25 protein-coding genes and 5 pseudogenes are annotated in these 25,360 nt (G+C 60.8%); 9 read left to right on the top strand and 21 right to left on the bottom strand.

Annotation, left to right across the window (positions count from 1 at the left end; genetic code table 11):
* Positions 1-96 precede the first annotated feature (96 nt).
* Genes ACFQT0_RS29445 through ACFQT0_RS29460 form a run of 4 tightly spaced genes read left to right on the top strand, consistent with a single transcriptional unit; the run spans position 97 to position 3,261 of the window.
* A complete protein-coding gene (locus tag ACFQT0_RS29445; protein ID WP_380206780.1) occupies positions 97-1,530 on the top strand; it encodes an SBBP repeat-containing protein in 1,434 nt (477 codons plus the stop codon).
* 6 nt (positions 1,531-1,536) lie between these two features.
* Complete coding sequence (locus ACFQT0_RS29450) at positions 1,537-2,412, top strand: Ig-like domain-containing protein (protein WP_380206976.1); 876 nt, start codon at positions 1,537-1,539, stop codon at positions 2,410-2,412.
* Positions 2,342-3,058 (top strand): lectin-like protein, encoded by a 717-nt coding sequence (locus tag ACFQT0_RS29455; RefSeq protein WP_380206939.1) that lies wholly within the window; start codon positions 2,342-2,344, stop codon positions 3,056-3,058. The genes ACFQT0_RS29450 and ACFQT0_RS29455 overlap by 71 nt, the downstream gene beginning before the upstream one ends.
* Entirely contained in the window at positions 3,049-3,261 is a 213-nt protein-coding gene (locus tag ACFQT0_RS29460; RefSeq protein ID WP_380206784.1) for a T9SS type A sorting domain-containing protein, read from the top strand. The genes ACFQT0_RS29455 and ACFQT0_RS29460 overlap by 10 nt, the downstream gene beginning before the upstream one ends.
* Positions 3,262-3,514: 253 nt before the next feature.
* Here the strand turns inward: ACFQT0_RS29460 and ACFQT0_RS29465 are convergent, their stop codons facing one another.
* The 10 genes and pseudogenes from ACFQT0_RS29465 to ACFQT0_RS29510 all read right to left on the bottom strand — a co-directional run.
* Positions 3,515-3,922 carry a hypothetical protein gene (locus tag ACFQT0_RS29465; protein WP_380206786.1) on the bottom strand — a complete coding sequence of 136 codons (408 nt, stop codon included), beginning with the start codon at positions 3,920-3,922 and terminating at the stop codon, positions 3,515-3,517.
* A 406-nt stretch (positions 3,923-4,328) separates the two neighbouring features.
* Positions 4,329-4,598, bottom strand: coding sequence for an aldehyde dehydrogenase family protein (locus tag ACFQT0_RS29470; protein WP_380206941.1), 270 nt, complete (start codon positions 4,596-4,598; stop codon positions 4,329-4,331).
* Positions 4,599-4,671: 73 nt separating this feature from the next.
* Positions 4,672-5,199: pseudogene (locus ACFQT0_RS29475) on the bottom strand (aldehyde dehydrogenase family protein); the annotation flags it as partial.
* A gap of 94 nt (positions 5,200-5,293) precedes the next feature.
* Positions 5,294-5,869, bottom strand: a pseudogene (locus ACFQT0_RS29480) (aldehyde dehydrogenase family protein); the annotation flags it as partial.
* A 252-nt stretch (positions 5,870-6,121) separates the two neighbouring features.
* Positions 6,122-7,353: pseudogene (locus ACFQT0_RS29485) on the bottom strand (NADP-dependent isocitrate dehydrogenase).
* 460 nt (positions 7,354-7,813) lie between these two features.
* Positions 7,814-8,266, bottom strand: a complete 453-nt coding sequence (locus ACFQT0_RS29490; protein WP_380206792.1) for a hypothetical protein — start codon at positions 8,264-8,266, stop codon at positions 7,814-7,816.
* 278 nt (positions 8,267-8,544) lie between these two features.
* The gene (locus ACFQT0_RS29495; protein ID WP_380206977.1) at positions 8,545-9,243 is read right to left on the bottom strand and encodes a replication initiation protein; all 699 of its coding nucleotides are present in this window, start codon (positions 9,241-9,243) and stop codon (positions 8,545-8,547) included.
* Complete coding sequence (locus tag ACFQT0_RS29500; protein WP_380206943.1) at positions 9,171-9,512, bottom strand: replication initiation protein; 342 nt, start codon at positions 9,510-9,512, stop codon at positions 9,171-9,173. The genes ACFQT0_RS29495 and ACFQT0_RS29500 overlap by 73 nt, the downstream gene beginning before the upstream one ends.
* An 899-nt stretch (positions 9,513-10,411) precedes the next feature.
* A complete protein-coding gene (locus tag ACFQT0_RS29505; RefSeq protein ID WP_380206796.1) occupies positions 10,412-10,852 on the bottom strand; it encodes a hypothetical protein in 441 nt (146 codons plus the stop codon).
* Between the two features lie 4 nt (positions 10,853-10,856).
* Positions 10,857-11,582, bottom strand: a pseudogene (locus tag ACFQT0_RS29510) (ParA family protein); the annotation flags it as partial.
* Positions 11,583-12,906: 1,324 nt separating this feature from the next.
* On the opposite strand from ACFQT0_RS29510, the gene ACFQT0_RS29515 reads away from it, so the two are divergent.
* Together ACFQT0_RS29515 and ACFQT0_RS29520 are read left to right on the top strand one after the other, a co-directional pair.
* Positions 12,907-13,509, top strand: coding sequence for a site-2 protease family protein (locus tag ACFQT0_RS29515; protein ID WP_380206945.1), 603 nt, complete (start codon positions 12,907-12,909; stop codon positions 13,507-13,509).
* The gene (locus tag ACFQT0_RS29520; protein WP_380206947.1) at positions 13,506-13,982 is read left to right on the top strand and encodes a CBS domain-containing protein; all 477 of its coding nucleotides are present in this window, start codon (positions 13,506-13,508) and stop codon (positions 13,980-13,982) included. The genes ACFQT0_RS29515 and ACFQT0_RS29520 overlap by 4 nt, the downstream gene beginning before the upstream one ends.
* A 228-nt stretch (positions 13,983-14,210) precedes the next feature.
* On the opposite strand, the gene ACFQT0_RS29525 is transcribed toward ACFQT0_RS29520, so the two are convergent.
* The 5 genes from ACFQT0_RS29525 to ACFQT0_RS29545 all read right to left on the bottom strand — a co-directional run bounded on the left by ACFQT0_RS29525 (position 14,211) and on the right by ACFQT0_RS29545 (position 18,528).
* Complete coding sequence (locus ACFQT0_RS29525) at positions 14,211-15,644, bottom strand: cell shape-determining protein MreB (protein ID WP_380206800.1); 1,434 nt, start codon at positions 15,642-15,644, stop codon at positions 14,211-14,213.
* 52 nt (positions 15,645-15,696) lie between these two features.
* Entirely contained in the window at positions 15,697-16,542 is an 846-nt protein-coding gene (locus ACFQT0_RS29530) for an outer membrane beta-barrel protein (RefSeq protein WP_380206948.1), read from the bottom strand.
* Between the two features lie 20 nt (positions 16,543-16,562).
* The gene (locus ACFQT0_RS29535) at positions 16,563-17,279 is read right to left on the bottom strand and encodes a hypothetical protein (RefSeq protein ID WP_380206950.1); all 717 of its coding nucleotides are present in this window, start codon (positions 17,277-17,279) and stop codon (positions 16,563-16,565) included.
* Positions 17,197-18,156 (bottom strand): TonB-dependent receptor plug domain-containing protein, encoded by a 960-nt coding sequence (locus tag ACFQT0_RS29540; protein WP_380206952.1) that lies wholly within the window; start codon positions 18,154-18,156, stop codon positions 17,197-17,199. The genes ACFQT0_RS29535 and ACFQT0_RS29540 overlap by 83 nt, the downstream gene beginning before the upstream one ends.
* Positions 18,157-18,219: 63 nt before the next feature.
* Positions 18,220-18,528, bottom strand: coding sequence for a carboxypeptidase-like regulatory domain-containing protein (locus ACFQT0_RS29545; protein ID WP_380206954.1), 309 nt, complete (start codon positions 18,526-18,528; stop codon positions 18,220-18,222).
* 448 nt (positions 18,529-18,976) lie between these two features.
* Here ACFQT0_RS29545 and ACFQT0_RS29550 point away from each other — a divergent pair, with 448 nt between their 5' ends.
* From ACFQT0_RS29550 to ACFQT0_RS29560, 3 genes are all read left to right on the top strand, one after another.
* Complete coding sequence (locus tag ACFQT0_RS29550; RefSeq protein ID WP_380206805.1) at positions 18,977-19,510, top strand: hypothetical protein; 534 nt, start codon at positions 18,977-18,979, stop codon at positions 19,508-19,510.
* Positions 19,511-19,693: 183 nt separating this feature from the next.
* Complete coding sequence (locus ACFQT0_RS29555) at positions 19,694-20,197, top strand: PAS domain-containing protein (protein ID WP_380206955.1); 504 nt, start codon at positions 19,694-19,696, stop codon at positions 20,195-20,197.
* Entirely contained in the window at positions 20,151-21,506 is a 1,356-nt protein-coding gene (locus ACFQT0_RS29560; RefSeq protein WP_380206957.1) for a PAS domain-containing sensor histidine kinase, read from the top strand. The genes ACFQT0_RS29555 and ACFQT0_RS29560 overlap by 47 nt, the downstream gene beginning before the upstream one ends.
* A 149-nt stretch (positions 21,507-21,655) precedes the next feature.
* Here ACFQT0_RS29560 and ACFQT0_RS29565 read toward each other — a convergent pair whose 3' ends face one another.
* From ACFQT0_RS29565 to pta, 6 genes and pseudogenes are all read right to left on the bottom strand, one after another.
* Positions 21,656-22,339, bottom strand: coding sequence for a DUF2254 family protein (locus tag ACFQT0_RS29565; RefSeq protein WP_380206964.1), 684 nt, complete (start codon positions 22,337-22,339; stop codon positions 21,656-21,658).
* Positions 22,231-22,464: a hypothetical protein gene (locus ACFQT0_RS29570; RefSeq protein ID WP_380206979.1), complete on the bottom strand. Its 234-nt coding sequence runs from the start codon at positions 22,462-22,464 to the stop codon at positions 22,231-22,233. The genes ACFQT0_RS29565 and ACFQT0_RS29570 overlap by 109 nt, the downstream gene beginning before the upstream one ends.
* A complete protein-coding gene (locus tag ACFQT0_RS29575; RefSeq protein ID WP_380206809.1) occupies positions 22,428-22,979 on the bottom strand; it encodes a DUF2254 family protein in 552 nt (183 codons plus the stop codon). The genes ACFQT0_RS29570 and ACFQT0_RS29575 overlap by 37 nt, the downstream gene beginning before the upstream one ends.
* Before the next feature lie 195 nt (positions 22,980-23,174).
* Entirely contained in the window at positions 23,175-23,675 is a 501-nt protein-coding gene (locus ACFQT0_RS29580) for a hypothetical protein (protein WP_380206810.1), read from the bottom strand.
* Entirely contained in the window at positions 23,675-24,388 is a 714-nt protein-coding gene (locus ACFQT0_RS29585; protein ID WP_380206959.1) for an acetate/propionate family kinase, read from the bottom strand. Before ACFQT0_RS29585 ends, ACFQT0_RS29580 begins: the two co-directional genes overlap by 1 nt.
* A pseudogene (gene pta, locus ACFQT0_RS29590) lies at positions 24,385-25,360 on the bottom strand (phosphate acetyltransferase); the annotation flags it as partial. The gene ACFQT0_RS29585 and the pseudogene pta, both read right to left, overlap by 4 nt.

A 25,360-nucleotide genomic window follows, 5' to 3' on the forward strand; every position in this document is an offset into this window, starting at 1 on the left:
CTGCGTGACGCCCACGTTTCCCACAAGCCGTCTGCACCTGCCCGGAGTGTTGCCCACCAGCAACAACAAGCGTCAGAACAGGTGCAACCCGAATGGGTGGCCCGGTACAATGTGCTTACTAACTCGAACCGGGTAGGCAGCTACGAGCTAGCGCGGGATGTAGCTGTGGATGCGGCGGGCAACGTGTATGTCACGGGTCTCTCGGTGGTGGGCAACAGCCAGGCCGGGCTGGACTATGTGACGGTGAAGTATGCCCCCACCGGCCAGCAGCTGTGGGCTGCCCGCTACAATGGCCCAACCAATAACCAGGACGAAGCCCGCGCGCTGGCCGTGGACGCCGCCGGCAATGCCTACGTCACGGGCATCACGACTAGAGCGGCCGGCAACACCGACTATGCCACGGTAAAGTATTCGCCCACCGGCCAGCAGCTCTGGGTAGCCTACTACGACGGCCCAGCCAACGGCTCAGAGCAGGCCTGGGCCATTGCCGTGGATGCCGGCGGCAACGTGTACGTAACCGGCGACTCGGCCGGGGCCGGCACCTCGGGCGACTATGCCACCGTCAAGTATTCGGCGAGCGGCCAGCAGCTGTGGGCAGCTCGCTACAACGGGCCCACCAGTGGCGGCGATTATGCCCAGGCCCTGGGCCTGGACGCCGCCGGCAACGTGTTTGTGACGGGCATCTCTTACCGCGACGATAACAGCACCTCGGGCGATTTCGCCACGGTGAAGTACGCACCCACCGGCGAGCAGCTGTGGGCCGCCGTGTACAACAGCCCCGCAAATGGCTACGACGAAGGCCGCATCATCGCGGTGGATGCGGCCGGCAACGCCTACGCCACGGGCTACTCTCACCCGGAGGCTGTGGACAGCCCCGGCGACTACCTGACCATTAAGTATTCGGCGGGTGGGCAGCAGCTCTGGACGGCCCGCTACAATGGGCCGGGCAACGACTTCGACTACCCCGAAGCCACGGCTGTGGATGCCGGCGGCAATGTGTACGTGACGGGCCTGTCCACCGGCACGGCCAGCGGCACGGACTATGCCACCATCAAGTATTCGCCCGCAGGCCTGCGGCAGTGGGTGGCCCGCTACAACGGCCCGGCCAATCAAGCCGACGCGGCGCGGGATGTGGCCGTAGACGCAGTAGGAAACGTGTACGTCACAGGTTCAAGCATGGGCGTGAGCAGCGGCAACGACTACGCCACAGTGAAGTATGCTCCCAATGGCGCCGAGCTCTGGGCAGACCGCTACAACGGCACAGGCAATGGCAGTGACGAAGCCGAGGCAATTGCCGTGGATGCCGCGGGCAATGCGTATGTCGCCGGTTTTTCCACCGCGCCGGATTTCGCCAGTGGGCTCGATTTTGTTACTCTCAAATATGCGTCTTCTACCACGCCCTGCAGCCCAACGGCCCAGCAGCCCATGGCTGCCCCCGACGAGTTTACGACCCTCTGCGGCCCCCTCACCTTTACCGCCGCTCAATTGCTGAGCAACGACACCTACCCCGGCGGCCGCCCCTGCAAGTAGCCCAGGCTGAGCAACCCCAGCTCGGGCACACTTGTGACCAAGTCCGACGGCAGCTTCGCCTACACACCCCCGCCCGGGTTTGTGGGCACGGCCACGCTCACCTACACGGTGCAGGAAACGGGGCCGGTGCTGGCCTCGCCGGCCACGGGCCACTACTACGAGTTCGTGAACGCCCCCGGCATCTGCTGGACGGCTGCTCAGGCTGCCGCCGCTGCCCGCAGCTACCTAGGCATGCAGGGCTACCTGGCCACCATCACTTCTGCCCCTGAAAAAGACTTTCTGGTGGGCCACGGCGCGGGCCAGTACTGGTTCGGAGCGTCGGATGATGCCTTGGAGGGTGACTGGCGCTGGAAAACCGGGCCCGAAGCTGGCCAGCTGTTCTGGCGTGGGTTGGCCGGCGGCGTGAGCTCGGGCTACGCCAACTGGCTACCCGGCGAGCCCAACGACTTCAAAAACGAGTGGCGGCCGGCCGGCGAAGACTTCAGCATGCTCTACGCGAATTCGGGGTGGTGGAACGACCTGGCTCAATGCGGCGAAGGCGGCACCGTGAGCGGCTACCTCGTGGAATACGGAGGACTGGAAGCCTGCACCCCGGTGCTGTTTGCTACGGGCACCATTACCATTACGGTACCCGGGCCCCTGGCGGCGCCCGTAGTCAATCCGGAGTTTTACCAGTTCAGCCGGCTCACGCCCAGGCCGTCCTTTGCCCTTACGCCAGCCGGCCTGTTAGCCAACGACGTTGACCCTGGGACGCCCCCTGCAGGTAGGCGAGCTCGGCCCGCCCCGCGTGGGTCAGCTCTACCCCTCCATCGTGGGTGGCGCCAGCGACTTCCGCTTCAACTACTTACCGCCCTACTGGTTTGTTGGGACCGACACGATTAATTACGTCGTAGAGCTGGCCGGGCCGGTGCACGCCTCACCGGCCACGGGCCACTACTACGAGGTGGTGAGCGCCCCGGGCATCTGCTGGTCGGATGCGCAGGCCGCGGCCGCAGCGCGCACCTACCAGGGCATGCGGGGCTACCTGGTCACCATCACCACGGCGGCCGAATCAAAATTTCTGAAGCGCTTTGGGGGCAACCGCTGGATAGGTGCCTCCGATGAGGCCGTGGAGGGCGACTGGCGCTGGAAAACGGGCCCTGAGGCTGGCCAGCTGTTCTGGCGCGGCGGCCCCACCGGCGCGGCGCTGGCCTACAGCAACTGGAGCCCCGCTCAGCCCGACGATTTCCGCAACCAGTGGCGCCCGGAGGGCGAAGACTACGCCATGCAGTATTCCGGCTCGGGCTTGTGGAACGACTTGTCAGACTGTGCCGACGGCAGTACCATTGACGGGTACATCGTGGAGTACGGGGGACTGGATGCCTGCACCCCGGTGCTCTATGCCGTGGGCACTATTACCATTGCCGTGCCCTCGTACTCCGGGCTGTTCCTGACCGCCGATGACACCGCAGCGCCTTCCCCGGCGTTGAGCCAACCCGGCTCGAAGCCGCGCCCAACCCCAGCTCCGGCCACTTCCGGGTGCAGGTGACGGCCGGCGCAACCGGCCCGGCCCAACTCGACCTGTTTGACGTGCAAGGGCGGCGGCTTCGTTCGCTCTTCGCGGGAGAGCTGTACAGCGGCGAGCGGCGCGAAGTAAGCGTGACGGTGCCAGAATTAGCCCCGGGACTCTACTTGGTGCGCCTGCAAACCGGCCAGCAGCTGCAGTATCTGCGCGTACTCATCCAGCAATAGCCCGTTTGGCGCTATCCGCGCTTCTGCCCACCAGTAGCGCTGCTTTGAACCACGCTGTGGCAGCCTGCTGGTCGTTTGCGGCGTCTTCGAGCAACTCACGGACCTGGTCATCTTTGCCACCTTTCTCTTTTACTTCCTGCTGGCCGGGGCCGTCCTGCGGATGACGTCGCATACAGCAAAATGGGCATTCCGGCAAGCAAGGGCATATATGCCCCGGCCTGCCGGAATGGCCTACCTTGTCAATAACGTTGAGCTAATGCCGAACATTGGCGACTGCCTCGCCAGCCTTGGGCTGCGCGAGTTCGGGCACCGAAATGGTGGTCTGCGTCTGGCTCTGCACCTGCACGTTGTAGCGGTATTTCTCACGTCCTACGCGCAGCAGGACAGCGTACCGGCCGGCAGGCACATTCTGGAAACTAAGCTTGGAACCGTAGGAAGGTTGGTAGTTCACCTCGTTGACCAGGCAGTTGTTGTTGTCGAGCGACACCACCTTGAGCTGCATGCGTTGCTGAGCGGGATTGTCGACGGTCATCCACAAGCTCTGGGCGTTGGGCTGTTGCGCCTTGACTGAAGGAACTTCCTGAGCCGAAGCCGAGCCGGCACAGCCCAAGGCCACCAGCCCACCAAGCAAGAGGGCCCGGAAAGAGGACGCGGAGCGCAAGGACTGAGCGCGTGAGGAAATGGCAGCAGCGGCGAGCGGCTGTATAGTGCGGAGGGAGGTTGAACGTTTCATGATTGCAGAAAAAAGGTGAGGTTGAAAAAAGTAGCAGCTTAGACACTCATAGTACTGGGTGACCAACAGTACAAATGTATCACAAGTACTGTGTAAAGCAAGGTACTGTTTCAAAGAATTTGACTCAACCTGCTGTACTGTCAGATTACCCACTGATTACCAGTTATAAAATTTTTCAACTAACCGTGTATACCCACAATACCTATTTCTCTTGAGCCACAAACAAGTGAACCCCTCTTTTAGCAGCACCGCGAATGGTGAGCTAAAAGAGGGGTCCGACTATGTGAAAGCTGCTTACCGCTCCGGCCAGGAGCGTGGGTAGCAGCCAGGCAGCTTAAATCTTCTCCGGTAGCAGCAAGGCATCTTCAAAGTTGCCCAGCACTACTTTCTTGCCTTCCGTTACGGCTTCGACCAGCAAGGCGCCACCAACGAAAGCGCCTTTCCAGGACTCGCCAAGGCCGCCGAACACTTCGTCGCGGTCGCCGCGCGAGCGGAGCTTGTTGATGCCCACCTTGAAGGCCCGCACCTCCTTGGCCGTGCGGGCGGCCCACTTGGCGTCGTCGCTGGCAAGGGCGGCCACCAGAGCCCCGTTGGAGATGTTCATTTCGCCCACCAGGCTCTTCTACCCGGTCCACGAGGATAATGGAATCGATGGGGCCGAAGGGCTCTTTGAAGTAGAGCTCACTCTGGCGCGGCAGGTTCACTAGGGCCCGCGGGGCGCGGTAGGCCGACATGTCCTGGTTGGGCAAAAACAGGCTCTCGTCCAGCTTGCCCTCGAAGATGGGGGTGGCACCGGTTTTCAGCGCGTCGGCGTAGAGGCGGTCGAGGTCCTCGGCCTGGGCTTTGTTGATTACCGGGCCAAACGCGAGGTCGGGCAGGGGGTCGCCGGCACCATCCACCAGCGTGGGGTTGCCCACTTTCAGGCTGCGAATGGAGTCCCAATAGGTTTCCAGGAACTGCGGAAACAGCCGCCGCTCCACCACGAAGCGCACGTAGGCCGTGCAGCGCTGCTTGCCGTAGTCGTAGCCCTTCTTGAGCTGGTCGCCCAGGCTGGTCCAGTCCGAGTAGTTCCAGATGCCGTAGGTGTTCACGCCTTCCATCTCCAGCATGTAGCGCTTGTCGACCGAGGTGAGGGCGTCGGCAATGTTGCGGCCGTTGTAGCGCCCGCCCACAAAGCTCAGGCAGTCGACCGCGGGGTTCTTCACCAGTACATCGCTCAGGCTCGCCGCCGGAGCCGCTCACCAGGGTTACGGGCAGGCCGCAGCGCCGGGCTATGGCGAAGGTCAGGCTGAGGGAAATAAAGCCGCCGTCGGTGGGCGTTTTGGCAATCACGGCATTGCCGCAGAGCACCTGCACCAGCACTGCGTGCAGCAGCACGGAGAAAGGGTAGTTCCAGGAGGCAATGTTGCTCACCAAGCCCAGCGGGGTGCGCTCGGCCAGCATGCGCTCGATGTTGTCGAGGTACCATTGCACGCCTTCGATGCAGCGGTCGATGTCGGTGAAGCCCAGCTTGTAGGTTTTGCCGATTTCCCACATCACGAGCTTGCCAATCAGCTCCACGTGCTCGCGCAGCTGGTTGAGGCAGTCCTGCACCTGGGTTTTGCGCTGGTCGAGGTCGGTGGCGGCCCAGCCGGCCGCTTCGCCTTTGGCAAAGTGCACGGCGCGCAGGGCGGTGGCGTGGTCGAGCATGGGCAACGCGCCCAGGGTGCTGCCGTCGATTGGCGAGGTGAAGTCGCGGGGCTGGCCGGGCTCCTGCCAGCGGCCGCCCATCAGGTTCAAAAACTTGCCGTCGGCGCCGAATACTTCCGGCGTAATGGACTTCATCTGGTTCAGCAAACCGCCGAACTCGACCTGAGGCGAAACAATTTTGGGCATACGTGACGTCGAAAAATGGAGTAAAGGTGGCCGGCCTGCTGGCTCAACCTGGCGCAGCCCCTGGGGCGCAGCCGCAAGGTATTACGCAATGCGGCTCTGCCCTAACCGTGTGTTGTCATATCTGTTTGGCGACCTGTGCCGAAGCCCTGCACCGCCAAGAGGGTTCTCTGACACGCCCTGGTCTTGCGCCGCCACAAAAAAGCCCACCCGGAAACCGGATGGGCTTTTTGTCATCGGTCAAGGGCCTTGAGTTTACTTGCCCAGTTTTGCCTTTAGGTTTTCGTCGAGCGCCGCCAGAAACTCCTCGGTGTAGAGGTAATCGCGGCCGTGCTCTACTTTGTTGCCGTGGATGCAGACGGCGAGGTCCTTGGTCATCTTGCCGCTTTCCACGGTTTCGATGCACACGGTTTCCAGGGCTTTGCAGAAGTCGATGAGCTCCTGGTTGCCGTCGAGAATGCCGCGGAACTCCAGGCCGCGGGTCCAGGCGAAGATGCTGGCGATGGGGTTGGTGGAGGTAGGCTTGCCCGCCTGGTGGTCGCGGTAGTGGCGCGTCACGGTGCCGTGGGCGGCTTCAGCTTCCATGGTCTTGCCGTCGGGCGTTACCAGCGTCGAGGTCATCAGACCCAGCGAGCCGAAGCCCTGCGCCACGGTGTCGCTCTGTACGTCGCCGTCGTAGTTTTTGCAGGCCCACACGAAGTTGCCGTTCCATTTCAGGGCCGAGGCCACCATGTCGTCAATCAGGCGGTGCTCGTAGGTGATGCCGGCCTCCTTGAATTTGGCCGTGTAGTCCTGCTCGTAGATTTCCTGGAAGATGTCCTTGAAGCGGCCATCGTATTTTTCAGGATGGTGTTTTTGGTACTCAGGTACAGCGGCCAGCCTTTCATCAGCGCTTGGTTGAAGCAGGCGTGGGCAAAGCCCCGGATGGACTCGTCGGTGTTGTACATGGCCAGGGCCACGCCGTCGCTTTTGAAGTCGTAGACGTTGAACGACTGCACTTCGCCGCCGTCTTCGGGCGTGAAGGTGATGGTGAGCTTGCCCTTGCCTTTGGTCACGAAATCGGTGGCGCGGTACTGGTCGCCGAACGCGTGGCGGCCGATGCAAATCGGGGCCGTCCAGTTGGGCACGAGGCGGGGCACGTTGCTCATCACAATGGGCTCGCGGAACACGGTGCCGTCCAGGATGTTGCGGATGGTGCCGTTCGGCGACTTCCACATCTGCTTAAGATTGAACTCCTTCACCCGCTCCTCGTCGGGCGTGATGGTGGCGCACTTGATGCCCACGCCGTACTGCCGGATGGCGTTGGCCGAATCGATGGTGACTTGGTCGTTGGTTTCGTCCCGGTGCTCAATGCCCAAATCGAAGTACTTGATATCCAGCTCCAGATACGGCGTAATCAATTTGTCCTTGATGAATTTCCAGATGATGCGCGTCATTTCGTCGCCATCCAGCTCAACTACCGGGTTTGCTACTTTAATTTTTGTCATTTCTTATTGGCTTCTGGTTTGTGGAGTTCCCCTACAACCTGGTACGCTTGGGTTGAAGCCCGCCAGGTTTTTCGTCTGGAATTCGACGAAGTGGTAACGACCGTTACCAGCGCCAATATTAAGGGACATTTACTTTTCCGGTTGCGCTTACGCTCCGGGCTCGTCCGGCAGCGGTGGAATGTTAGCCCAACCCGAAATTGATTTGACAGGCTTCCCGATAACCGGTTACGCCAGCGGAGCCTGACAGCTTGCGCGTTATCAGTTCCTTCCAACGCCCTTGCGCGCATGCCTCACTTCCTTGCCCGGATTACGGAGCGGGCTCAATTAGCAAACACAGCAGCCAAATTCTTACCTCCTGGCTCAATGTTTTCGCGCTCGGTTGAGCTAATTGCAGGGCAGCGCAAGCCCCTCAGCCAACATAACCGTGCCCTTACCCGCCGGAAAAGCAATAATCATCGGCTTACTTTCTGATTTTATGCGGGCGGCGTAGCTCCTTGCCCTCGGGCGTAAAGGCAATGATGCTGCGGAGGCTGCTTTCGCAGACTTCGGCTTCGTAGGTCATTTCCCCCGAAGCCGCATTTACTACTTTGGCCGCTTTGCAAAAGTTGAGGTCCGGGTAACGGGTGGCCAGCCACTGGCGAATGGGAGCGGGCAGGGCGCTGGTTTCAATGGCGGTTACCGTGGCATCCAGGTCCCCGTTGTCGCGGTACCGGAGCTCGTGCTCGTCATCGCCCACCACGAAGTGGACCTCATACAGCCCGTGAATCCGGTTCCACTGCACCTTTGAGGCTGCCGGGTACTGCTTTTGCAGGGCCAGGAAAGCGAGCGGCGGCACTTCCTCGGAGGGAATTTGCTGGGCCAAGCCAACAATCGAGTGCACAAGAATGCCACAGAGCAGCAGGATGGTTTTCATGCCTGGTAAAGAGGGCTCCTCGGCGCCCACGACTTTAGTCAAACTGGTTTGGTCACGCTGTACGCCTGCGTGTGAAAGCCATCGCAACGGGTGTAAATGACATGGAGGACCACCGTACGCGCAGCTCCCGGCGCTGGGGCAAAGATGCAGCCCCTGCCCTGCCATTGCATTGACTATGCTCAGCTCAGGAGTTGAGTCTCGTCAGGCTTTTTCGGGTTGATTGCTACCCTGGTCGCACCCCTCCGTTAATTGAAATCAGCCGGCGTAATCTTCGCCCTCTAAGCGCCGGCGACTGACTTGCGCAGGCCCACCACCGTCAGAAACAGCCCGCCGGGGTTGCTCGTGGCCTTAACCTTCCCGGTTTTGAGCTTATAGCAAAACGCAAACAACTCATCTACCAACCGGGCCTCGCCCAGCACCTGCGCCACCAGCCGGGCATCGCGGATGTCAAGCTCCGCCAGCCGTTGGCGGGCCATCTGCTGGCGCGCATCGTCGAGTGGTTGCTCAAATGCCAGCGGCAGCTGCTGCGGAGCCTGCTGCTTAATCAAAAAGCGGATGCTCTCAAACGAGCGGCCTTTCTTGAGCAGCTCGTAGCCGATGTGCAGGTCGGTGTGCTGGTTGATTTGGGTCACCGCCACATCGAGCACGTACTTCTGAAACATCGACACCTTGGTGTACTGCTCCGGTTCGAGGCCCTTGGGGTCCTTCAGGGCCAGCATCACCTTCAGGTCGTGCAGGCTGAAGGTGCGCGACTCGGACTTGTCTTTCCATTGGGAAACAATCTGATAGACGCGCTTGGCGTACTTGCTGCTCAAGCTAAAGGCCGCCTGCAGCCGGAAGCTGGTGAAGTTGCGCTTTAAGTCAATCAGATAGGGCCGGATTTTCTCCGAGATTTCCAGCTCAATTACCCCTTCTCCTTTGATGTATTCGGCCGAAGCCAGCAGGCCCACCTGCAGAATGCGCTTGTTGTCTTCGATAACGTACTCGCGGGTGCGTAGCGCCGAGGTGGCTTCAAAAACTGCTGGTAGTTCCACTGCCGGCCCGTGAGGTGCTGCAGGTCCAGCACCCGTACCCGGTAGAAGGTGCCCACCCGGTCTTCCTTTTTGAGCAGCGAGAGCAGGTAAAAGACGATGTCCATCTCACAGGCCGTCATCTCATACCGGGCGGTGGTGATGGCGTTGTGCTGGCGGATTTCCAGCCCGGTGGTCGAACTGACGGTAGGATTCGTTAGGTCAGATACTTGCATACCCTGGCATTCGTGGAAAGGAAAGTAAAGATAGCCGCGAGCAGCCACAATGAAAGCGGAAAGGAAAGCTTTTTCTCAACGTGCTTTCCTTTCGCTTATAAAACCTTTCCTTTCCACTTATAAAACCTTTCCTTTCGCTTATAAAACCTTTCCTTTCCGCTTATAAAACCTTTCCTTTCGCTTATAAAACCTTTCTTTACGACCTCTGGGGGCCCTAACAATCAATCACTTATAACGCATACAAATAAGACAAATAACTAACAAATCTCACAACCTTGTGTGGGCGAAAAAAGCATTTAGAAAAAGGCAGGCCATCAGACGAGAAACAGACAACAAAAATGGGAAATGCACCCAGGCGCATTACGTGATTGCACTTTAATAATATTTATTATTAATTTTAATCCCAACCCTTCCTAACTGCTGCATTTCCAGCGTTAATTCAGCGCGTTCCATGCTCTTTGCCACACACCAAAGCCTAGCTTGAACCTTAGCGGGGCAAATAATAAGCTGGACCTAACCAACTTACTCTTTCTAAAGGAAAGTTTTTATAAGTGCCGCTGCAATCGCTACCAACTGCCCTCATTCAAATGACTCAAGCGCCCCTACAGCACATCTGCCCCTGCTAAAGGAAAGGTTTTATAAGCCACTTCTAGGTTTCTGCCAAGGCAAGCGAGAACGAAAGGAAAGTTTTTATAAGCCGCGAAACAACCTGAGCGGTTGAGAAAGCCTATTCCCAGCGCTACCGGAGCATGGCTACTTTCCTTTCGCTATAGCATGGACGTTTCACCCAAGAGCCCCTGCAGCCATGCAGCAGCGTAAGCCGGCAACCCCTCCCCTACCCTGGCTTTCAGCTTCAGCCAAAGCCTCATTCAACGTAAGCGAAACAAAGCACCACAGCCCTACCGATTCACCGTAGGCAGCTTGCCGGACTTGCGGAGTTGAGCATCCAGGAGGCGGTGGGCCATTTCCAGGTACTGCTTGATGTTAGTCGGATTATCGGTTCCGCCTTGCAGCAAGGCCAGCGTTAGCTTGATTTCGTGCACCACCGACTTCGAGAGCTTCACCGAATGCTCCTGGTCAGCAACGACGGCGGCCACGGGCGCAGGCGCCGCCTTAGCCGCCCGTGGCCGGGATACGGGCGCGGGGGCTGTGGTAGCCTCTACCGGAGGCTCGGGCGGGGCCACAGCCAGCTCAACCGGAGTGGGGGCCACGGCGACTGCCGCTGTACCGGCGGCCAGGGCGGTCTGCTCTCCTCCCATTCCGGCGCGGGCTTCCCGGCGGGCTTCTTCGGAAACCGGGATTCGGCCCCGGCGGGTTTCAATTTTGGCGGGCTTGAACATAGAACTAGGCGACAGAGGTGGTGGAAGAGGTGACAGTGGTGCCGGTTGAAGCCTGGCGGGCGGGCGGCTCGAGGCGAGCAATCAGCTCTTCGCAGAGGCGGCGAATTTCATCGGCCGTTTCCTTGTTGCCGCCGGCGTAGCGCAGCCACGCGGGGTTGAGCAGGCTGTAGAGCGTCGAGGCTCGCGAATAAGCCACGCGGTGGCTCAGATACGACCGGAAGCGCGCCAGGCCCAGCCCGTCGATGTAGTCGTCCATCTGCTTTTCCTCCCGGCGACCCGCCACACGCTTCGTCGACAAGCCGAAATACTGGAAGGCGATGCCGTGCGTATCGGCCGATTTCTTGATGGCCTCCAGGATGTTCATAAACTCGGCCGTAGACGCCCGGTCCAGGTAATCAGACACCAGAGGGATGATAACGGCGTCGCAAGCCGTGAGCACGTTGAACACGTCGTCGCCATCGGCCCGCCCCGGTACGTCGATGATAATCAGGTCGTAATCCTTAGCCGGGTCATCGATGAAGTCAAACACCTGCTCGAGCCCCAACGCAAATACCTCGTAGGGATATTGAGCCGTCGGGTTGGTTTTGAGGAGCTCGGCGTAATTGTCGGCGTCGACCTGCTCGCGGGTCTTCACGATGCTCTGCTGGTAGTCGCAGTCGAGCACGGCCACGCGCAGGCCGTATTCGGTGGCCAGAGGCGCGGCAAGCACCAGGGCCAGGGTAGATTTTCCGGAGCCCCCTTCTGGGTGGCGAAGCTGATGATTTTAGCCATTGGTTGCAACCAGGGGTTTGCCGGCAGGGCTTACTGTTTGGCCCGCTCGCACCCCTTGACAACAAATGTATGGTTGCGCTAGGAGAAGTGTACTAATGGAGAAAAATATTTTAAGAGAAGAAGAGACGTGTATAAGAAGAAATACAGAGAAGTAGTAAAGTAGAGAAGTGTAACTAGTGGATTCGGTAATAGATGCAGAAAAAATAGCTGGAAAGTAGAATAAGGGAAAAGTAGAATAAAGGAAAAGTAGAGAAAGATAAAAGTAAACTTCGATTCTTCTCTTTAAGTAGACACGTAGAGAAGAGTAAGCCAGAGAAACGCGTTTCTCTAAAGCGGAGATGATGTAGAGATAAATGGAATAGGAGAAGTAGAGAATAATACGAAGGGTAAGATAGAGAACTCCACCATTTTTATAAACTATGCTGATGTAATCAATTAGTGTAAAAGTGGATTTTGAGAAAAGTAGAGAAGTAGAACAAAATACGATGCAACGACAACTCACCGTTGGGCATGCATCCGATAAGGTAGAAGAAGAGAAGAGTAATGTTATAAAAGTAGAAAAGTAGAGGTTAACCCGTTTTTTAATTGAAGGACCTGAGTATTACAAGTACTAATTAGATAGAAGTGTATTTAAAGAGATGTAGAGAATCACCCGGCTATTTTCGGTCTAATTAGAGCTGAATGTTTTCGTGTAATAGTAGAGAAAAAGAGAAGTAGAACAATGATTGCATAAATTATAACTGCCTGATAGTAATAATTTTGTATATTAATTGATGGGTCGCTACCTGAGCAAGGCAAAGAATTTTATTCACGCCTCCTGTCATGCTGAGGTACGAAACATCTTCTCACGTTTGCACGACCTATTCAGCGGTGAGAAGGTCCTTCACGTTGCTCAGGATGACAGCCGTAGCGGTAGAAATGCTTTGACCAGCGCCCGCCAGATAAAGCAGGACCTTGCATCTTGCTGGCCATGTAGATTACCTCTTGGGGCCGGTTTTTTAATACCGTACTGCTGCTAAAGAAAAGCATGCAGGTGCAGGAATGAAGCGAAAGCAGGAGGGGAGGTGTAAGACTGTTCAGCTCAATTTATGACCTGATATCGGAGTTGCTTCAATGATATAAATCAATGCCGCTCATAACTGCTGTCATCGCCGGAACCTACTCAGGCGCCTATCTTTTGATTCCGATAATTCTGTCTCAACCACGCTCTTTGCCAAAGCTGCGGCCCGCGCAGAGCACAGCCTCCGGACCTCTTGGCTATTCATTTTTCTAGCTTCCATCACATGAAACATTCCTTGCGGATTGGCCGGATTGCTGGCATTCCAATCTTAATTCACTGGACCTTCCTGCTGCTGCTCGGCTTCATTATCTATTCCCAGGTGCTGCGCGGCAGCAGCACCGCGGCTACTTTGGCGGCGGTGGGCTTCGTGCTGGTGCTGTTTGCCTGCGTGGTGCTGCACGAGCTGGGCCACGCGCTTACGGCCAAACATTTTGGCTTTGTTACCCGCAAGATTACGCTGCTGCCCATTGGGGGCATTGCGAGTCTGGAGCAGCTGCCCGACTCTCCCCGGCAGGAGCTATTGGTGGCGCTGGCCGGTCCGGCCGTCAACGTGCTCATCGCGCTGGGCCTGTACCCTTTTGTATCGGGCGCGGCGTTTGCGGTGCCGGACATCGGCCGGTTAACCACGGCGCAGGATTTTGTGTCGGCGCTGTTTCAGCTCAACCTGACGCTGGCGCTGTTCAACCTGCTGCCGGCTTTTCCCATGGATGGGGGTCGGGTGCTGCGGGCCCTCTTGTCCTTCTGGCTCGACCGCCTGCGGGCCACCCGCTTCGCCGCGGGCCTGGGCAAGCTGATGGCGCTGGCCTTCGTGTTTTTGGGCTGTTGAGCAATCCGTTTCTGGTGCTGATTGGGCTGTTTGTGTACTTCGGGGCCCACGCCGAAGCCCTGTCGGTGGAGTTCAACGAATTGCTGCGGGACTATACCGTGCGCAACGCCATGATGACCAATTTCCTGACCCTGGCGCCCACCGACAATGTGCAGGCCGCCGCCGACAAACTGCTGGCCGGCTCCGACCAGGACCTGCTGGTGGTGGACGCGGAGCGGGTGGTGGGAGTGATGCCGCGGCAGCTGATTTTGGAGGCCCTGCGCGAGAAGCGCCAAAGCGCGGCGGTGACCGAAGTGATGAAACGGGATTTTGAGACGGTGCAGGTGGGCGACAAACTGTCGCAGGTATTTGCCAACGCCATGCAGCAGTCGAACGCCTTTTATCCGGTGCTGGAAAACAACCGCCTTCAAGGCATCATCGACCTGAATAATCTTACCGAATTTGTGGCTATCCGGGCGGCTTTGAGTGCCTAGCCAATAAGATGAGGAGGATTCAAATGCAGGCAAGGAGGTTGAGCCGCTTGTTGACTTTATACCTGATAAAGCTTTGGCAACCACGGCTTGCTACCCAGCCATCAGTGATAAATGGCTCAATGCAATCTCACTCCCGCACCGAAACATCAGCTCAAGAAGACAGAAAAAAGACCGAAGCCTTTTGCAGGCTCCGGTCTTTTGATTTGAAACGCGGCTGGCCGCAGGTAGCTAGTAGGCGGTGTTCTGCGGGTCGAAATTGGTCCAGCCCTGGGTCCAGTTGGCGGTGCCGTTGAAGGCGCCCCGGTAGGTTACTTTGTCGAAGAAGCTGTCGGCTGCTTTGCCGGTGAAGACGGCGCCCGTGAGTAGGGGAGAGGTGCTGGCGAGCAGCAGGCCGGGGGCCGTCAGGTTGAAGGCGGTGGCGCTCAAGCCCAGCGTGCTCAGGTTGGCCCCGGCCACGACGGAGTTGTTTTTGCCAGCGGCGCTGAACCACTGCTCCACGTCGGCATCGGTGAAAGCGCCGGTGCCGGTGTTGTTGGCGGCTCGCAGCGGGCGGCTCGAATTGGCCAGCACCACGCCGGCCAGGTTCAGCCCGCCGTCCTGCACGTTAGCCCACGTGGCGGTGCCATCAAGGCGCAGGCCTTCGGGGTGGCCCACAAACACCGAATTGTAGACGCTGGTGGCGGTGTTGCGCCGCAGGTGCAACGCCGACTGGTACACGCCGCTGCCCGACTGCTGCGTGGCCGGGGGCGTGCTGCTCGTCAGCAGTACGGTTATGTTGCTGAAAACGGGGGCCGTGAGGGGCAGGCCGGCGTTGCTGCCCGTGGCGGGCGTGCCGGGGTTGAAATTGTCGGACTCGAAGCCGTTGGAGCCAGATTGGTCGGCGTACTGCGGGTCGCGCAGCGAGAGCCCGTACTGAATTTTGCCGGTGAAGCCAAAGTCCGTGTCGAAATCGTCGTCGAAGCCGCGGTAGGCCACCAGGTGCTTGGCGTTCACGGTGCCGCCAAACCACTCGTAGGAGTCGTCGCCGGAGTACGACACCTGCACATAGTCGATTTGAGTCCCCGAGCCCACGCCGTAGAGCGTCAGGCCGTTGATTTCGCTGTTAGCACCCGAGGAGAGAGGAATACCCGCAAACTCGATGCGCACGTACTTCAGGGTTCCGGAATTATCTGCAGAATTAGTGCCCCCGAAGGTGCCGCCGATGCCGCCCTCCGGCTGCGTAGACAGCGACTGGTTGATGGGCGCCGAGCCAATGAGTACTATGCCGCCCCAGTCGCCGTAGTTGCGGCTGCCGGGGGCTTTGGCCGAGGTAAATACTATCGGGTTAGTCTGGGTGCCCTCGGCCATAATCTTGCCCCCGCGGTCGATGATGAGCGCTCCTTTAGAGGCCTGGTCACCGAAGATTTTCGTGCCCGGCTCAATGGTGAGCGTGGCGCCGCTGCGCACGTACACGAAGCCTTGTAAAAGGTATTTCTCGTTGGCCCGCAGGGTGCGGCTCGTGGTGATGTCGCCCGTGATGATGACGCGGCCCGAGCCGTCGATGGGGCCGCTGGGCTCCTGCGCGGTAGGGGCGTTGTCGTTGTTGTCTTCGCAGCTGCTCAGCGAGGCCGTGGAAGCCAGGGCCAGCATGGCCAGCAACAACATTTTGGGGAAGCGTTTCATAGAGGAACTTGGGTGAAATGAACCAGGAGGAAGGGAAACCGCTTGCGCGGGCTTACCAGGTGTAAGTCACACCCAGAGAGGTGTTGGAGCCGCGGCGGAAGCTGCGCACGGTCTGGTCGCCTTTGGAATACTGGTCGTTGCGGTCGGAGTCCTGCACCAGCTTCACGGGCTGGTTGAACAGGTCCTGCAGGGCGGCGCGCAGCTCCCAGTGCTTGGCCAGGCGCTGGGTGGCCACCAAGTCCACCACGTTGCGGGAGGCCTCGTACACGGTGGGGTTTACCACGGTGCCCACGGCGTAGATGCGCGGGCCGGCCACGTTGTACATGGCGCTGAGCTGGGTGCCGTGCGCTTCGTCGGTGTAGTAGGCGCCTAGGTTGATGAGGTAGGGCGACTGGTTTTGCAGCGGCCGGCGGCGGGTTTGCGTGTCGGTCACGTTCTGCGGCTCAACTCGGCCGCTGGCGTCGGGCACGCGCACGGTCTCGCCGAGGTCGATGCGGCTGAAGATGTAGGAGCCGTTGCCGACCACCGAAAAGCGCTGCAGCAGCGGGAGGTCGGAGAAGGAGCCCAGGGACTTGCGCACTTCCAGCTCAACCCCGTAGTTCTGCGCCGACTTGGTGTTCACAAACGCGTAGCTCAGGCTGTTGGCGCCCGAAGCCGTGGTGAGCAGGTAGTTTTCGATGGGGTTGGTGAAGTGCTTGTAGAACGCGCCCACCGTAATCTGCTCGCCGGTGGTGGGGTAGAGCTCCCAGCGCAAATCCAGGTTTTGCACCTTGGCCGTCTGCAGGGCGTAGTTGCCCTGGATGTCGGCGTTGAGGTTGAAGTCGTAGAAGCGGAACGGGGCCAGCTCGCGGAACTCCGGGCGGTTGATGGTGGAGGCGTAGGCCGCGCGCACCAGCATCCGGTCGTTGAGGTTGTAGGTCAGGTTGAGCGAGGGCAGGGGCTGAAGATGCGCCGGCCGCCGTCGGTTAGGCCGCCGCCGCGCAGCTCGCTGGTCACCTGCTGGTCGTTGTATTCGCCGCGGAAGCCGGCCGTGCCCGTAAACTTGCCCACTGGCACGGTCACGCTGGCGTAGCCGGCCAGCAGGGTGTTGTGGGCGGCGTAGGAGTCGTTCGGGTCGGTGCCTTCTTCCAGCGTAAAGCCGCCATCGCGGCCCGTCAGGTTTTCGGGGGCAAACACCTGGCCCACCGGCAGGGTACGGGCCACACTGGTGTTGCCCACGCTGCCGTAGCCGAAGAACCGGGCGCTGAAGTCGCGGTCCTTGCGCTCGGTGTACAGGCCGGCTTTCAGCTTGATGCCGCCCTCGCGGTTGGTCGTGTCCTTGGTAAGCTGGTGCACCACGTTGACGGCCAGCGTGCTTACCCGCTCGTTGAGGTTGGAGAAGTAGCGGCCCGATTCGGTCAGGCTCGGGTCGTTGGGGGTCGAGACGCCAAACGGCGCGGGCGTGCTTTCGCCCTGCACCACCCCCAGGGGCCGGATGTAGCGCACCCGGCGCCAGTCGGGTTCGGTGCGGTGGGTGTAGGCAAAGCCGCCTACCCAGTTCAGCGTGGTTTTATCATCGGCCAGGCTCGTGGTTGCCGGCCAGCTGCCCGGAGTAGATGCTGCGGCTTTCGAAGCGCTGAGAATAAGCGCGCACATCGTTGCTGGTTTGGGTGATGTCCTGGCCTTCGCGCAGCACCGTTTCCGAGGTGCCCAGCTGGTTGAACAGGTTCTTGAATTCCAGCGTGTTGCGGCCGTTCAGGCGCAGCCAGAAGTTCTGCACCACGCCCAGGCGCACCTCGTTGCTGAAGAGCCGGTCGTTGTAGAACGAAGCCGGCTGGTTGCGGTCGGCTCCGTTTTCGTAGAAGCTCAGGCGGGCGTTGGTCGACTGGTGATAGTTGCCGTAGTTGAGGCTGGTGAGCGTGCCCACCTGCTTTTGGCCCGGCTCGAAGCGGCGGCCCATGTTGAACGACAGGCGCAAATCGGGCGCGGCTTTCAGCGAGTTCACACCCCAGCGGTTGGGCAGCTGCCGGGCGTAGGCCGCGCGCAGTCCGGTGGAGTAGTCGTCGCTCAGGCGCGTGGGCCAGTTGTTGGGAATTGTGCGCTTGCCGCTGTCGAAGCCCAGGAAGTCGTACTTGCCGCCCTCGGCCTGCTGCACCTGCTGGAAGGTGGTGCCCTGGCGGTAACCGCCCTGCAGGCTGAAGTTGGTGAAGTTCTCTTCCGGCGCGCGCTTGGTATACAGCTTGATAACGCCGCCGGCAAAGTCGCCGGGCAGCTCGGCCGAGCCCGATTTGAAAATCAGCATGCGGTCGATGACGTTGCTCGGAATCATGTCGAAGGCAAAAGCCCGGGTGTCAACTTCCGAGCTCGGCGTCATGACGTCGTTGAGCATCACGGCGTTGTAGCGCTGGGTGAGGCCGCGCACCAGCACAAAGCGGTTGTCCTGAATGGAAACGCCCGGCACCCGGCGCGCAATCTGCGCGGCGTCGCGGTCCTGGGACCGTACGATTTGCTCGGCCGAAACGCCCACGGCCACCAGCCTGCGCGTTGCGCACTTCCGAAATCACGGCCACTTCCGTGTTGGTGCGCCGCTGGGCCGTTACCACCACCTCGTCGAGCGCTGCGGCGGCATCGTCGAGCGTCGTGTTGACCACGACCACCTTGCCGGCTTCCACCTGCAGGCTGGGGATGCTCTTGGGCTGGTACGACACCGAGTGATGCGCAGGGTGTGCATGCCAGCCGGTACCTTGGCCAGCGAAAACGTGCCGTCCAAATCCGTGGCGATGCCGATGCTGGTACCGTCCACCACCACGCTGGCGCCAATAACGGGCTCCTGGGTTTTGGCCTCGCGCACGGTGCCCCGGATGGTGCCCCCGCTCTGCGCAAGGACAGTAAAGCTTGCTCCCAATGACAGGAATACAAGGGAAGTAACGAACGGGAGTCGAGGAGTTGCCATAGCAGTGAATTATGCTGCAAAGGTCCCCGGCTGGTGTTGCTACAAGTTGTTCGGAGTATTATCAAATCGTTGCTAAATGCCAGAAAACCATCCCTCGTCCAGCCCGGGCAGTAGCCCGATTGGCTAAGAGGCAGGCGCCTGGGTTCGGTAATCGACGGGTGAGCACAGCAGCTGAAAGTTGAGCCGTTTCCATACCCGGGTCGTTTGAATGGGATGTAGCACTGCCCCCTTTCATCGGCTGGGAACCGGTTGGTTTTAGCTCAACTTTCTACCCAACCAAGGCGGAAGGGGAGGGCTTGGCTTATCTCATAATTTATAATATATAGGATAATTAATTGCATCCTAAAAAGTAATGGCCACGTAAGCAAATACATTCCAATCACCTCTTAACCTCCGCATTATGAAAGCATTGCTGCTAATAATGCCCTTCGCGGCCTGCCTGTTGGGTAACTGTTCGAAAGAGGTGGTGCTGGAAGGGCCCCGCGCGGTGCAGGCTGCGGCGGGCTTCTCCCCACTTAGCCGGGCGGTGGTTATCAGCCACGCCGTACCGTTTAAGGGTGTGTTTGAGACAACCTCGGTTTCCCTCAGTGGTCCGCCCCGGCAGGAGCAGCGCATCACCGGCACGGGCCAGGCCTCGCACGTGGGCAAGGCCACCTTCGAGGCCTATTCTACGGTGGTGCTTACCCAAACGCCACCCTATGCACTGAGCGGTACCTCGACCATGACGGCCGCCAACGGCGACCAGCTGTTTTCGACCTTTACGGGCACTTCCATGCCGCAAGCCGATGGAAAGTTGCTGGTCACAATCCGGCACATTATCTCTGGCGGCACGGGCCGGTTCGACCGGGCCAGCGGCTACTACGTGGGGGTGACGCTGGCGGACCGGGCCAGTCCCAACGCCACCCTGCACCTGGAAGGTGAAATTGCGTACTAGCGACTATCCGGGCCGAGAGGAGAAGATTCTGGTTGTAAGTAGTATACTTCTGCTTGTAACACGCTGCCCGGATTCCTAAATTTGGAAATTACGGTCGACTCCGCTGCACCCGCCCCAGGCGAAGCAGATGGAAGCGGGTCGTTGGCAAAACCTGAAACCGTCTGGAGATGGCTTTACATCAGCATGAGCGCCGACCACCTGTTCAACGCCCCGCGGCCCACCGACACCGGTGAGCCCGCTTTGCTGCCCCAGCAGGTGCTGCAGGCCTTGCCGTGGGCCGTGCTGGTGCTCCAGCGGTCGGGTAAGTTCTCGCTGGTGAACGCACAGGCCGAACACCTGTTGGGCTGTGCGGCCGGCGCGCTGGTGGGCCGGCCGCTGGCCGAGGCGCTGCCCGACGACCTGCCCGCCGAAGTGCAGGAAGCCCTGCACGAAGCCGCCCGCGCGCCCGGGCCCGTCACCGGCGAGTTCTGGTTGCCCCGCCCCGAGTGCTGGATAGAAATGACCACCCAGCCCGGCCCCACCGAAGTGCTGGTGTACTGGCAGGACATCACCCGGCAGGTAAACCAGCGCCGGCAGCTGGGCACCGAGGCATTCCAGTCAGAGCCTGCTCGAGGCAACCTTCCACCGCTCGCCCCTGGCTATGCACCTGTTGCGCAGCGTGCGCGACGCCGAGGGCCAGATTACTGATTTCGAAGTGGTGATGGCCAATGCCGCGGCCGACGCCTTGGCCGGCCAGGCCATAACGGGCCGGCGCATGCTCGTCGACTGGCCCTTTGCGAGGGAAATTGGGCTATTCGATGCCGTGGTGAACACCACCGAAACCGGGGCGGCCCTCGACCTCGAACACTTCTTTCGTGCCCCCGGCATAGAAGGCTGGTACCGCTGGACGGCCGTGCAGCTCGGCGACGGTGTGGTAATGGCCATCGAAAACATTACGGCCCGCAAGCAGACCGAGCACGCAGTACAACAAACCAAAGACCTGCTCCAGGCAATGTTCAACGCCACCCTGGACAGCTTCGAAGTGCTGCAATGCGTGCGCGACGAAGCCGGCCACATCGTCGATTTTGAATGGGTGCTCACCAACGATGCGGCCCACCGCCTGCTCGAGCGCCGCGACTTAGTGGGCCTGCGCCTGCTGCAGGAAGAGCCCACGATGCGCTCCAGTGGCGTGTACGCGCGGTTTTGCGAGGTTGTGCAGCAGCAGCCCCGCGACTTTGAGCTTTCTTACCCCGAGCCGCGCACCGAGACGTGGTACCACGTGGCCGCTGCGCCCTTCGGCGACGGCCTGGTGGTGAGCTGGCACGACATCACCGCCCGCCGCAACGCCACCGCCGAGCTCATGCGCCTGCAGGCTGGTGCAGCAGCAGCAGCTGGCCAACGCCGTGCTCCATGCCCAGGAGGTGGAGCGCCGCCGCATTGCCGAAAGCCTCCAAAATGGCCTGGGCCAGCTGCTGTACGCCGCCCAGGCTGCAGTTCGGCCAGGCCCGCCCTCACCGACCCCACGGCGCTGGCCTCCAGCCACGGCAAGGCCCTGCAGCTGCTCCAGACGGCCATTGCCCAAACCCGGACCATCTCCCATGAGCTCATCCCCACCATTCTGGAAGACTTTGGGCTGGTGGCGGCCGTGCGGGAAATATGCCAGGCCACCAGCACGCCCCAGTGCCGCCTCACCTGCGTGGCCGACGCCCTGCCGCAACTGCCGCCAGCCCTGGCGCTGGCGCTTTATCGCATGGCCCAGGAGCTGGCCACCAACATTGTAAAGCACGCCCAGTCGAGTACCGGCACTTTATCGCTGTTTCAGCGCCAGGGCTGGCTGGTACTGCAAGCCTACGACAAAGGCCAGGGGTTCGACAGCTCCCAGCCCCGGAATGCTGGCTCCGGCCTGAAAATAATCCAGAACCGGGTGCAGCTGCTCAACGGGCAGTTCCGGCTCCGCTCCTCGGCCGGGCGCGGTACCCTGGTGAGCGTGCTGCTGCCTCCCGCACCACAGCCCTAGCCTGCTCAACTATTGCCTGGGGTTGGCGGGCGCCTGGTCCTAAAGTTGAGCTAAAAGCCATGGCCACCGGCCGCTAAGACCCGAGCCAAAACATCGAGCCTTCGCCGTATGCGGACAAGCCTTCGCCGGATTCAGCTCAACCCATTCATTTACTCCCAATTAGGGCACAGCTCGTGGTATAGGGAGTGCACCTGCTCTCGCTCGTACTCCGTCTGAACGGTTGATAGCCCGCAGGCCAGCACCATTTCTGCCTGATGGCGCAACACCGTTTTGCGCTCGGCACGGATAACCTGCCCACCGGCCAGGGCCAACGCCCGCAACATGCGTTGCAGTACGGCCGGATTGCCCTGGGCATTAATGCGCACCAGGTCAAACGAGAGGCGGATATAGTCCTCAAAGGTGGGGGTGCTCACCACCAGGCGCAGCTGGCGGCCGTCGCCGCGCAAGGGCACCGGAAACTCCTGCCGGGCCAGCTGCCCACTGATTTCGCCCAGGTGGTCGACAGCCATGATGGCCGTGGTGGTGTCGTTGATGCCCGGCGAGAGGGCCTTGAGGGCAATGTCGACCAGCTGCTGGATGCCAAAGCCGATGTCCTGCTCGATGTTGCGGTGCCGGCCCAGGCTCACGTACTTCATGAAGTTTTCGGGCCACTCCGCGGGCCGGGGTGCATCCGGCTCGGGGTGCACGCTGAACAGCGGCTGGCCCTGTCCCACAAACGAGCCCACTATGAAATTGAGCCGCAGAATGGCCCGGTGGCGGATGGCCCACTGCAGCAGCCCTTCGACGTCGATGCGCTGGAGGTAGCCGAAGGCAGTGGCCGGCAGGGGTGCCAGCCGGCCTGCTCGGCCAGCAGGCGCTCGGCGGCGGCGGCCTGCGATTCTTCGGCCACGGGCTCGCCAAGGTGGTTGGGAAACAGGTCGTTTATTCCCTCCACGGTTTCGAGGGTGATGCGGCGCACGAGGGTGCCCGTTTGCAGCGATTCGGCGATGTGGTGAATGAAAAAACCAGGGCCGCCACGCCGCCCATGGCCAGCACCAGGCCCGCCAGCACGGCCGTGGAAGGCACGAACTTGCCTTCTTCGGGCCCGCGAATGGTGCCCAGCACCGCCAGGCAGTAAGCAAACACCCCGACGAAGTAGCCCATGATGAACTGGTTCACATCGTCGCGCATGAAGTTGCGCAGCACCCGCGGGGAGTACTGAGTGCTGATTTGGGAGAAAGCCGACAAGGTGACGGCAAAGGCAAGGGTAGCCACCGTGAGCATCGAGCCGGCGATGGCCGTGAGCATGCCGCGCGAGGCATCGGCCCCGATGCCGAATAGCAGCGGGAAAAACTTGGTGCCTTCCACCGTAGTGCGCGCGTCGTATCGCACCAGGCCATAAGCCCCCGCAATGGAGATGACCACCATCAGGCCCGGCACAAACCAGAGCGATTCGCGTAGCAGCTGCCAATATTTGAGAAATCCGAGCTTCATGCGAACGTTAGGTTAAAGCCAATAGGGCCAAGCGAATATAGCGTTGCCAACGCGTGTAATCTTCTCCTCAAATTGAGCCGAGCCAGCAGGGAAGCAATTCACCCCGGGCCGCGCTCAGCTCAGGCCGAAAGGCTTTGCAGGGACGGCTCCGCCATGGCCCCACGTCTCGGGTGGTAAGTCTAGCCTGACAGCCGCCTAGTGGCTGGGTTCAGGACTTTCGAGCAGCGAAGCACACTGCCGGGCTATTTCCAGCTCTTCGTTGGTGGGAATCACCAGAATCCGCACCCGCGACCCGGCCCGGCTGATGTCGCGCAGCCCGGCCGAGCGTTGCTGATTGAGGTCTTCATCCAGCTCAATTCCGAAGAAGTTGAGCTGCTGACAGGCGCGGGAGCGCACCAGGGCATCGTTTTCGCCCACGCCGGCCGTGAATACCAGCGCATCGAGTCCGTTGAGCACGGCCGCGTAGGCCCCGATGTACTTGCGAATGCGGTAGGCATACAGGTCGTAGGCGAGCTCGGCTTTGGGGTCGCCCTGGTTGAGCGCCCGGGTGATGTCGCGCATGTCGCTGAAGCCCGTGAGGCCCAGCATGCCGCTTTCCTTGTTCAGCAGGGTGCTGACCTGGGCCGGCGTGTAGCCCAACTGGCTTTGCAGGAAAAGCACCACCGCGGGGTCGAGGTCGCCGGAGCGGGTGCCCATCACGAGGCCCGCCAGGGGCTGAAGCCCATGCTCGTATCCAAGGACCGGCCCTGGTGCACGGCGGCCATGCTGCAGCCGTTGCCGAGGTGCACCGTGATAATCCGGGCGTCGGGATTGCCGAGGTAGGCAGCGGCCTGGGCAGCCACGTACTGGTGGCTGGTGCCGTGAAAACCGTAAACGCGCAGCCCGTGCTCGGTGTACAGCCGCTCGGGCAGCGCGTAGCGGTAGGCGTACTCGGGCAGCGTTTGGTGGAAGGCCGTGTCGAACACCGCCACTTGCCGGGCCCGGGGAAAAAGGCGCTCGGCCACTTCGATGCCGAGGTAGTTGGCGGGATTGTGCAGCGGGGCCAGGGCAAACAGCCCGCGAATGGCGGCTTTCACGGGCTCGTCGAGCAGCGTGGTGGCGGCAAAGGCTTCGCCGCCGTGCACCACCCGGTGGCCCACCACGTCGATTTCGCCGGGCTCGCGCAGGGCGCCCGCCACGGGGTCCGTGAGCAAGGCCACGACTTCGCGCAGCCCGGCTTCGTGGTCAGGCAGAGCCAGCGTCCGCTGCGTCACCTGCTCTTTGCCATCACGCTGGGTTTTGTGGGTGATGACCGCATTCTCCAGCCCAATGCGTTCGGCCAGGCCGCTGCACACGGGCTGCTCGGCCGGCCAGCGAAACAGCTGGTACTTGATGGAGCTGCTGCCCGAGTTCACGACGAAAATATTCATGCGGACAGCTGCTGGCTCTGAATGGCCGTGATGATGACCGTATTGAACACGTCTTCGACCGTGCAGCCGCGGCTCAGGTCGTTCACGGGTTTGTTGAGCCCCTGCAGCACGGGCCCGATGGCCAGGGCCCCGGTTTCGCGCTGCACGGCCTTGTAGGTGTTGTTGCCGGTGTTCAGGTCCGGGAAGATGAGCACGCTGGCCTGGCCGGCCACTTCCGAATCGGGCAGCTTCTGGCGGCCCACCAGCGGGTCCACGGCCGCGTCGTACTGAATGGGGCCTTCCACTTTCAGGTCGGGCCGTTTTAGGCGCACCAACTCGGTGGCCCGGCGCACTTTGTCGACGTCGGCCCCGGCCCCGGAATTGCCCGAAGAATAGGAGAGCATGGCCACGCGGGGCTCGATGCCAAATGCCTGGCTGCTGTCGGCCGACGAAATGGCGATTTCGGTCAGCTGCTCGGCCGTGGGGTTGGGGTTCACGGCGCAGTCGCCGAATACGGCCACCCGGTCGGGCAGGCACATGAAAAACACCGACGACACCACCGACACGCCCGGCTTGGTCTTGATGAACTGCAGCGCCGGCCGGATGGTGTGCTGCGTGGTGTGCACCGCCCCGGACACCATGCCGTCGGCGTGGCCTTTGTACACCATCATCGAGCCGAAGTAGGACACGTCGCGCAGCAGGTCGCGGGCCATGTCGTGGTTCACGCCTTTGTCCTTCCGCAGCTCGTAAAGGTCTCCACATAGTCGGCGTACTCCTCGGAGTGCACGGGGTCGACGATGCGCAGGTGGCCGGAGGGGAAGCTCAGCCCCAGGCGCTTGGCCGAGGCGGCTACCTCGGCCGGGTCGCCCAGAATGGTCAGGTCCACGATGTCTTGGGCGAGCAGTTGCGCGGCGGCTCGCAGAATGCGGTCGTCGTTGCCTTCGGGCAGCACCACGTGGCGGCGCTCACGCTTGGCCCACTGCAGCAGCCGGT

The organism is Hymenobacter humi, assembly GCF_042665855.1.
Taxonomy (GTDB): domain Bacteria; phylum Bacteroidota; class Bacteroidia; order Cytophagales; family Hymenobacteraceae; genus Hymenobacter; species Hymenobacter humi.

Bases quoted from the DNA above. Each gene is read 5' to 3' on its own strand.
- ACFQT0_RS29585 (WP_380206959.1), bottom strand. From the start codon at position 24,388: ATGAATATTTTCGTCGTGAACTCGGGCAGCAGCTCCATCAAGTACCAG.
- ACFQT0_RS29580 (WP_380206810.1), bottom strand. From the start codon at position 23,675: ATGGGCACCCGCTCCGGCGACCTCGACCCCGCGGTGGTGCTTTTCCTG.
- ACFQT0_RS29490 (WP_380206792.1), bottom strand. From the start codon at position 8,266: ATGAAAACCATCCTGCTGCTCTGTGGCATTCTTGTGCACTCGATTGTT.
- ACFQT0_RS29500 (WP_380206943.1), bottom strand. From the start codon at position 9,512: ATGCAAGTATCTGACCTAACGAATCCTACCGTCAGTTCGACCACCGGG.
- ACFQT0_RS29535 (WP_380206950.1), bottom strand. From the start codon at position 17,279: ATGTGCGCGCTTATTCTCAGCGCTTCGAAAGCCGCAGCATCTACTCCG.
- ACFQT0_RS29505 (WP_380206796.1), bottom strand. From the start codon at position 10,852: ATGTTCAAGCCCGCCAAAATTGAAACCCGCCGGGGCCGAATCCCGGTT.
- ACFQT0_RS29555 (WP_380206955.1), top strand. From the start codon at position 19,694: ATGAGCGCCGACCACCTGTTCAACGCCCCGCGGCCCACCGACACCGGT.
- ACFQT0_RS29550 (WP_380206805.1), top strand. From the start codon at position 18,977: ATGAAAGCATTGCTGCTAATAATGCCCTTCGCGGCCTGCCTGTTGGGT.
- ACFQT0_RS29560 (WP_380206957.1), top strand. From the start codon at position 20,151: ATGCACCTGTTGCGCAGCGTGCGCGACGCCGAGGGCCAGATTACTGAT.
- ACFQT0_RS29525 (WP_380206800.1), bottom strand. From the start codon at position 15,644: ATGAAACGCTTCCCCAAAATGTTGTTGCTGGCCATGCTGGCCCTGGCT.
- ACFQT0_RS29470 (WP_380206941.1), bottom strand. From the start codon at position 4,598: ATGAACATCTCCAACGGGGCTCTGGTGGCCGCCCTTGCCAGCGACGAC.
- ACFQT0_RS29515 (WP_380206945.1), top strand. From the start codon at position 12,907: ATGAAACATTCCTTGCGGATTGGCCGGATTGCTGGCATTCCAATCTTA.
- ACFQT0_RS29530 (WP_380206948.1), bottom strand. From the start codon at position 16,542: ATGCTGGTGCGCGCGGCCTACGCCTCCACCATCAACCGCCCGGAGTTC.
- ACFQT0_RS29575 (WP_380206809.1), bottom strand. From the start codon at position 22,979: ATGAAGCTCGGATTTCTCAAATATTGGCAGCTGCTACGCGAATCGCTC.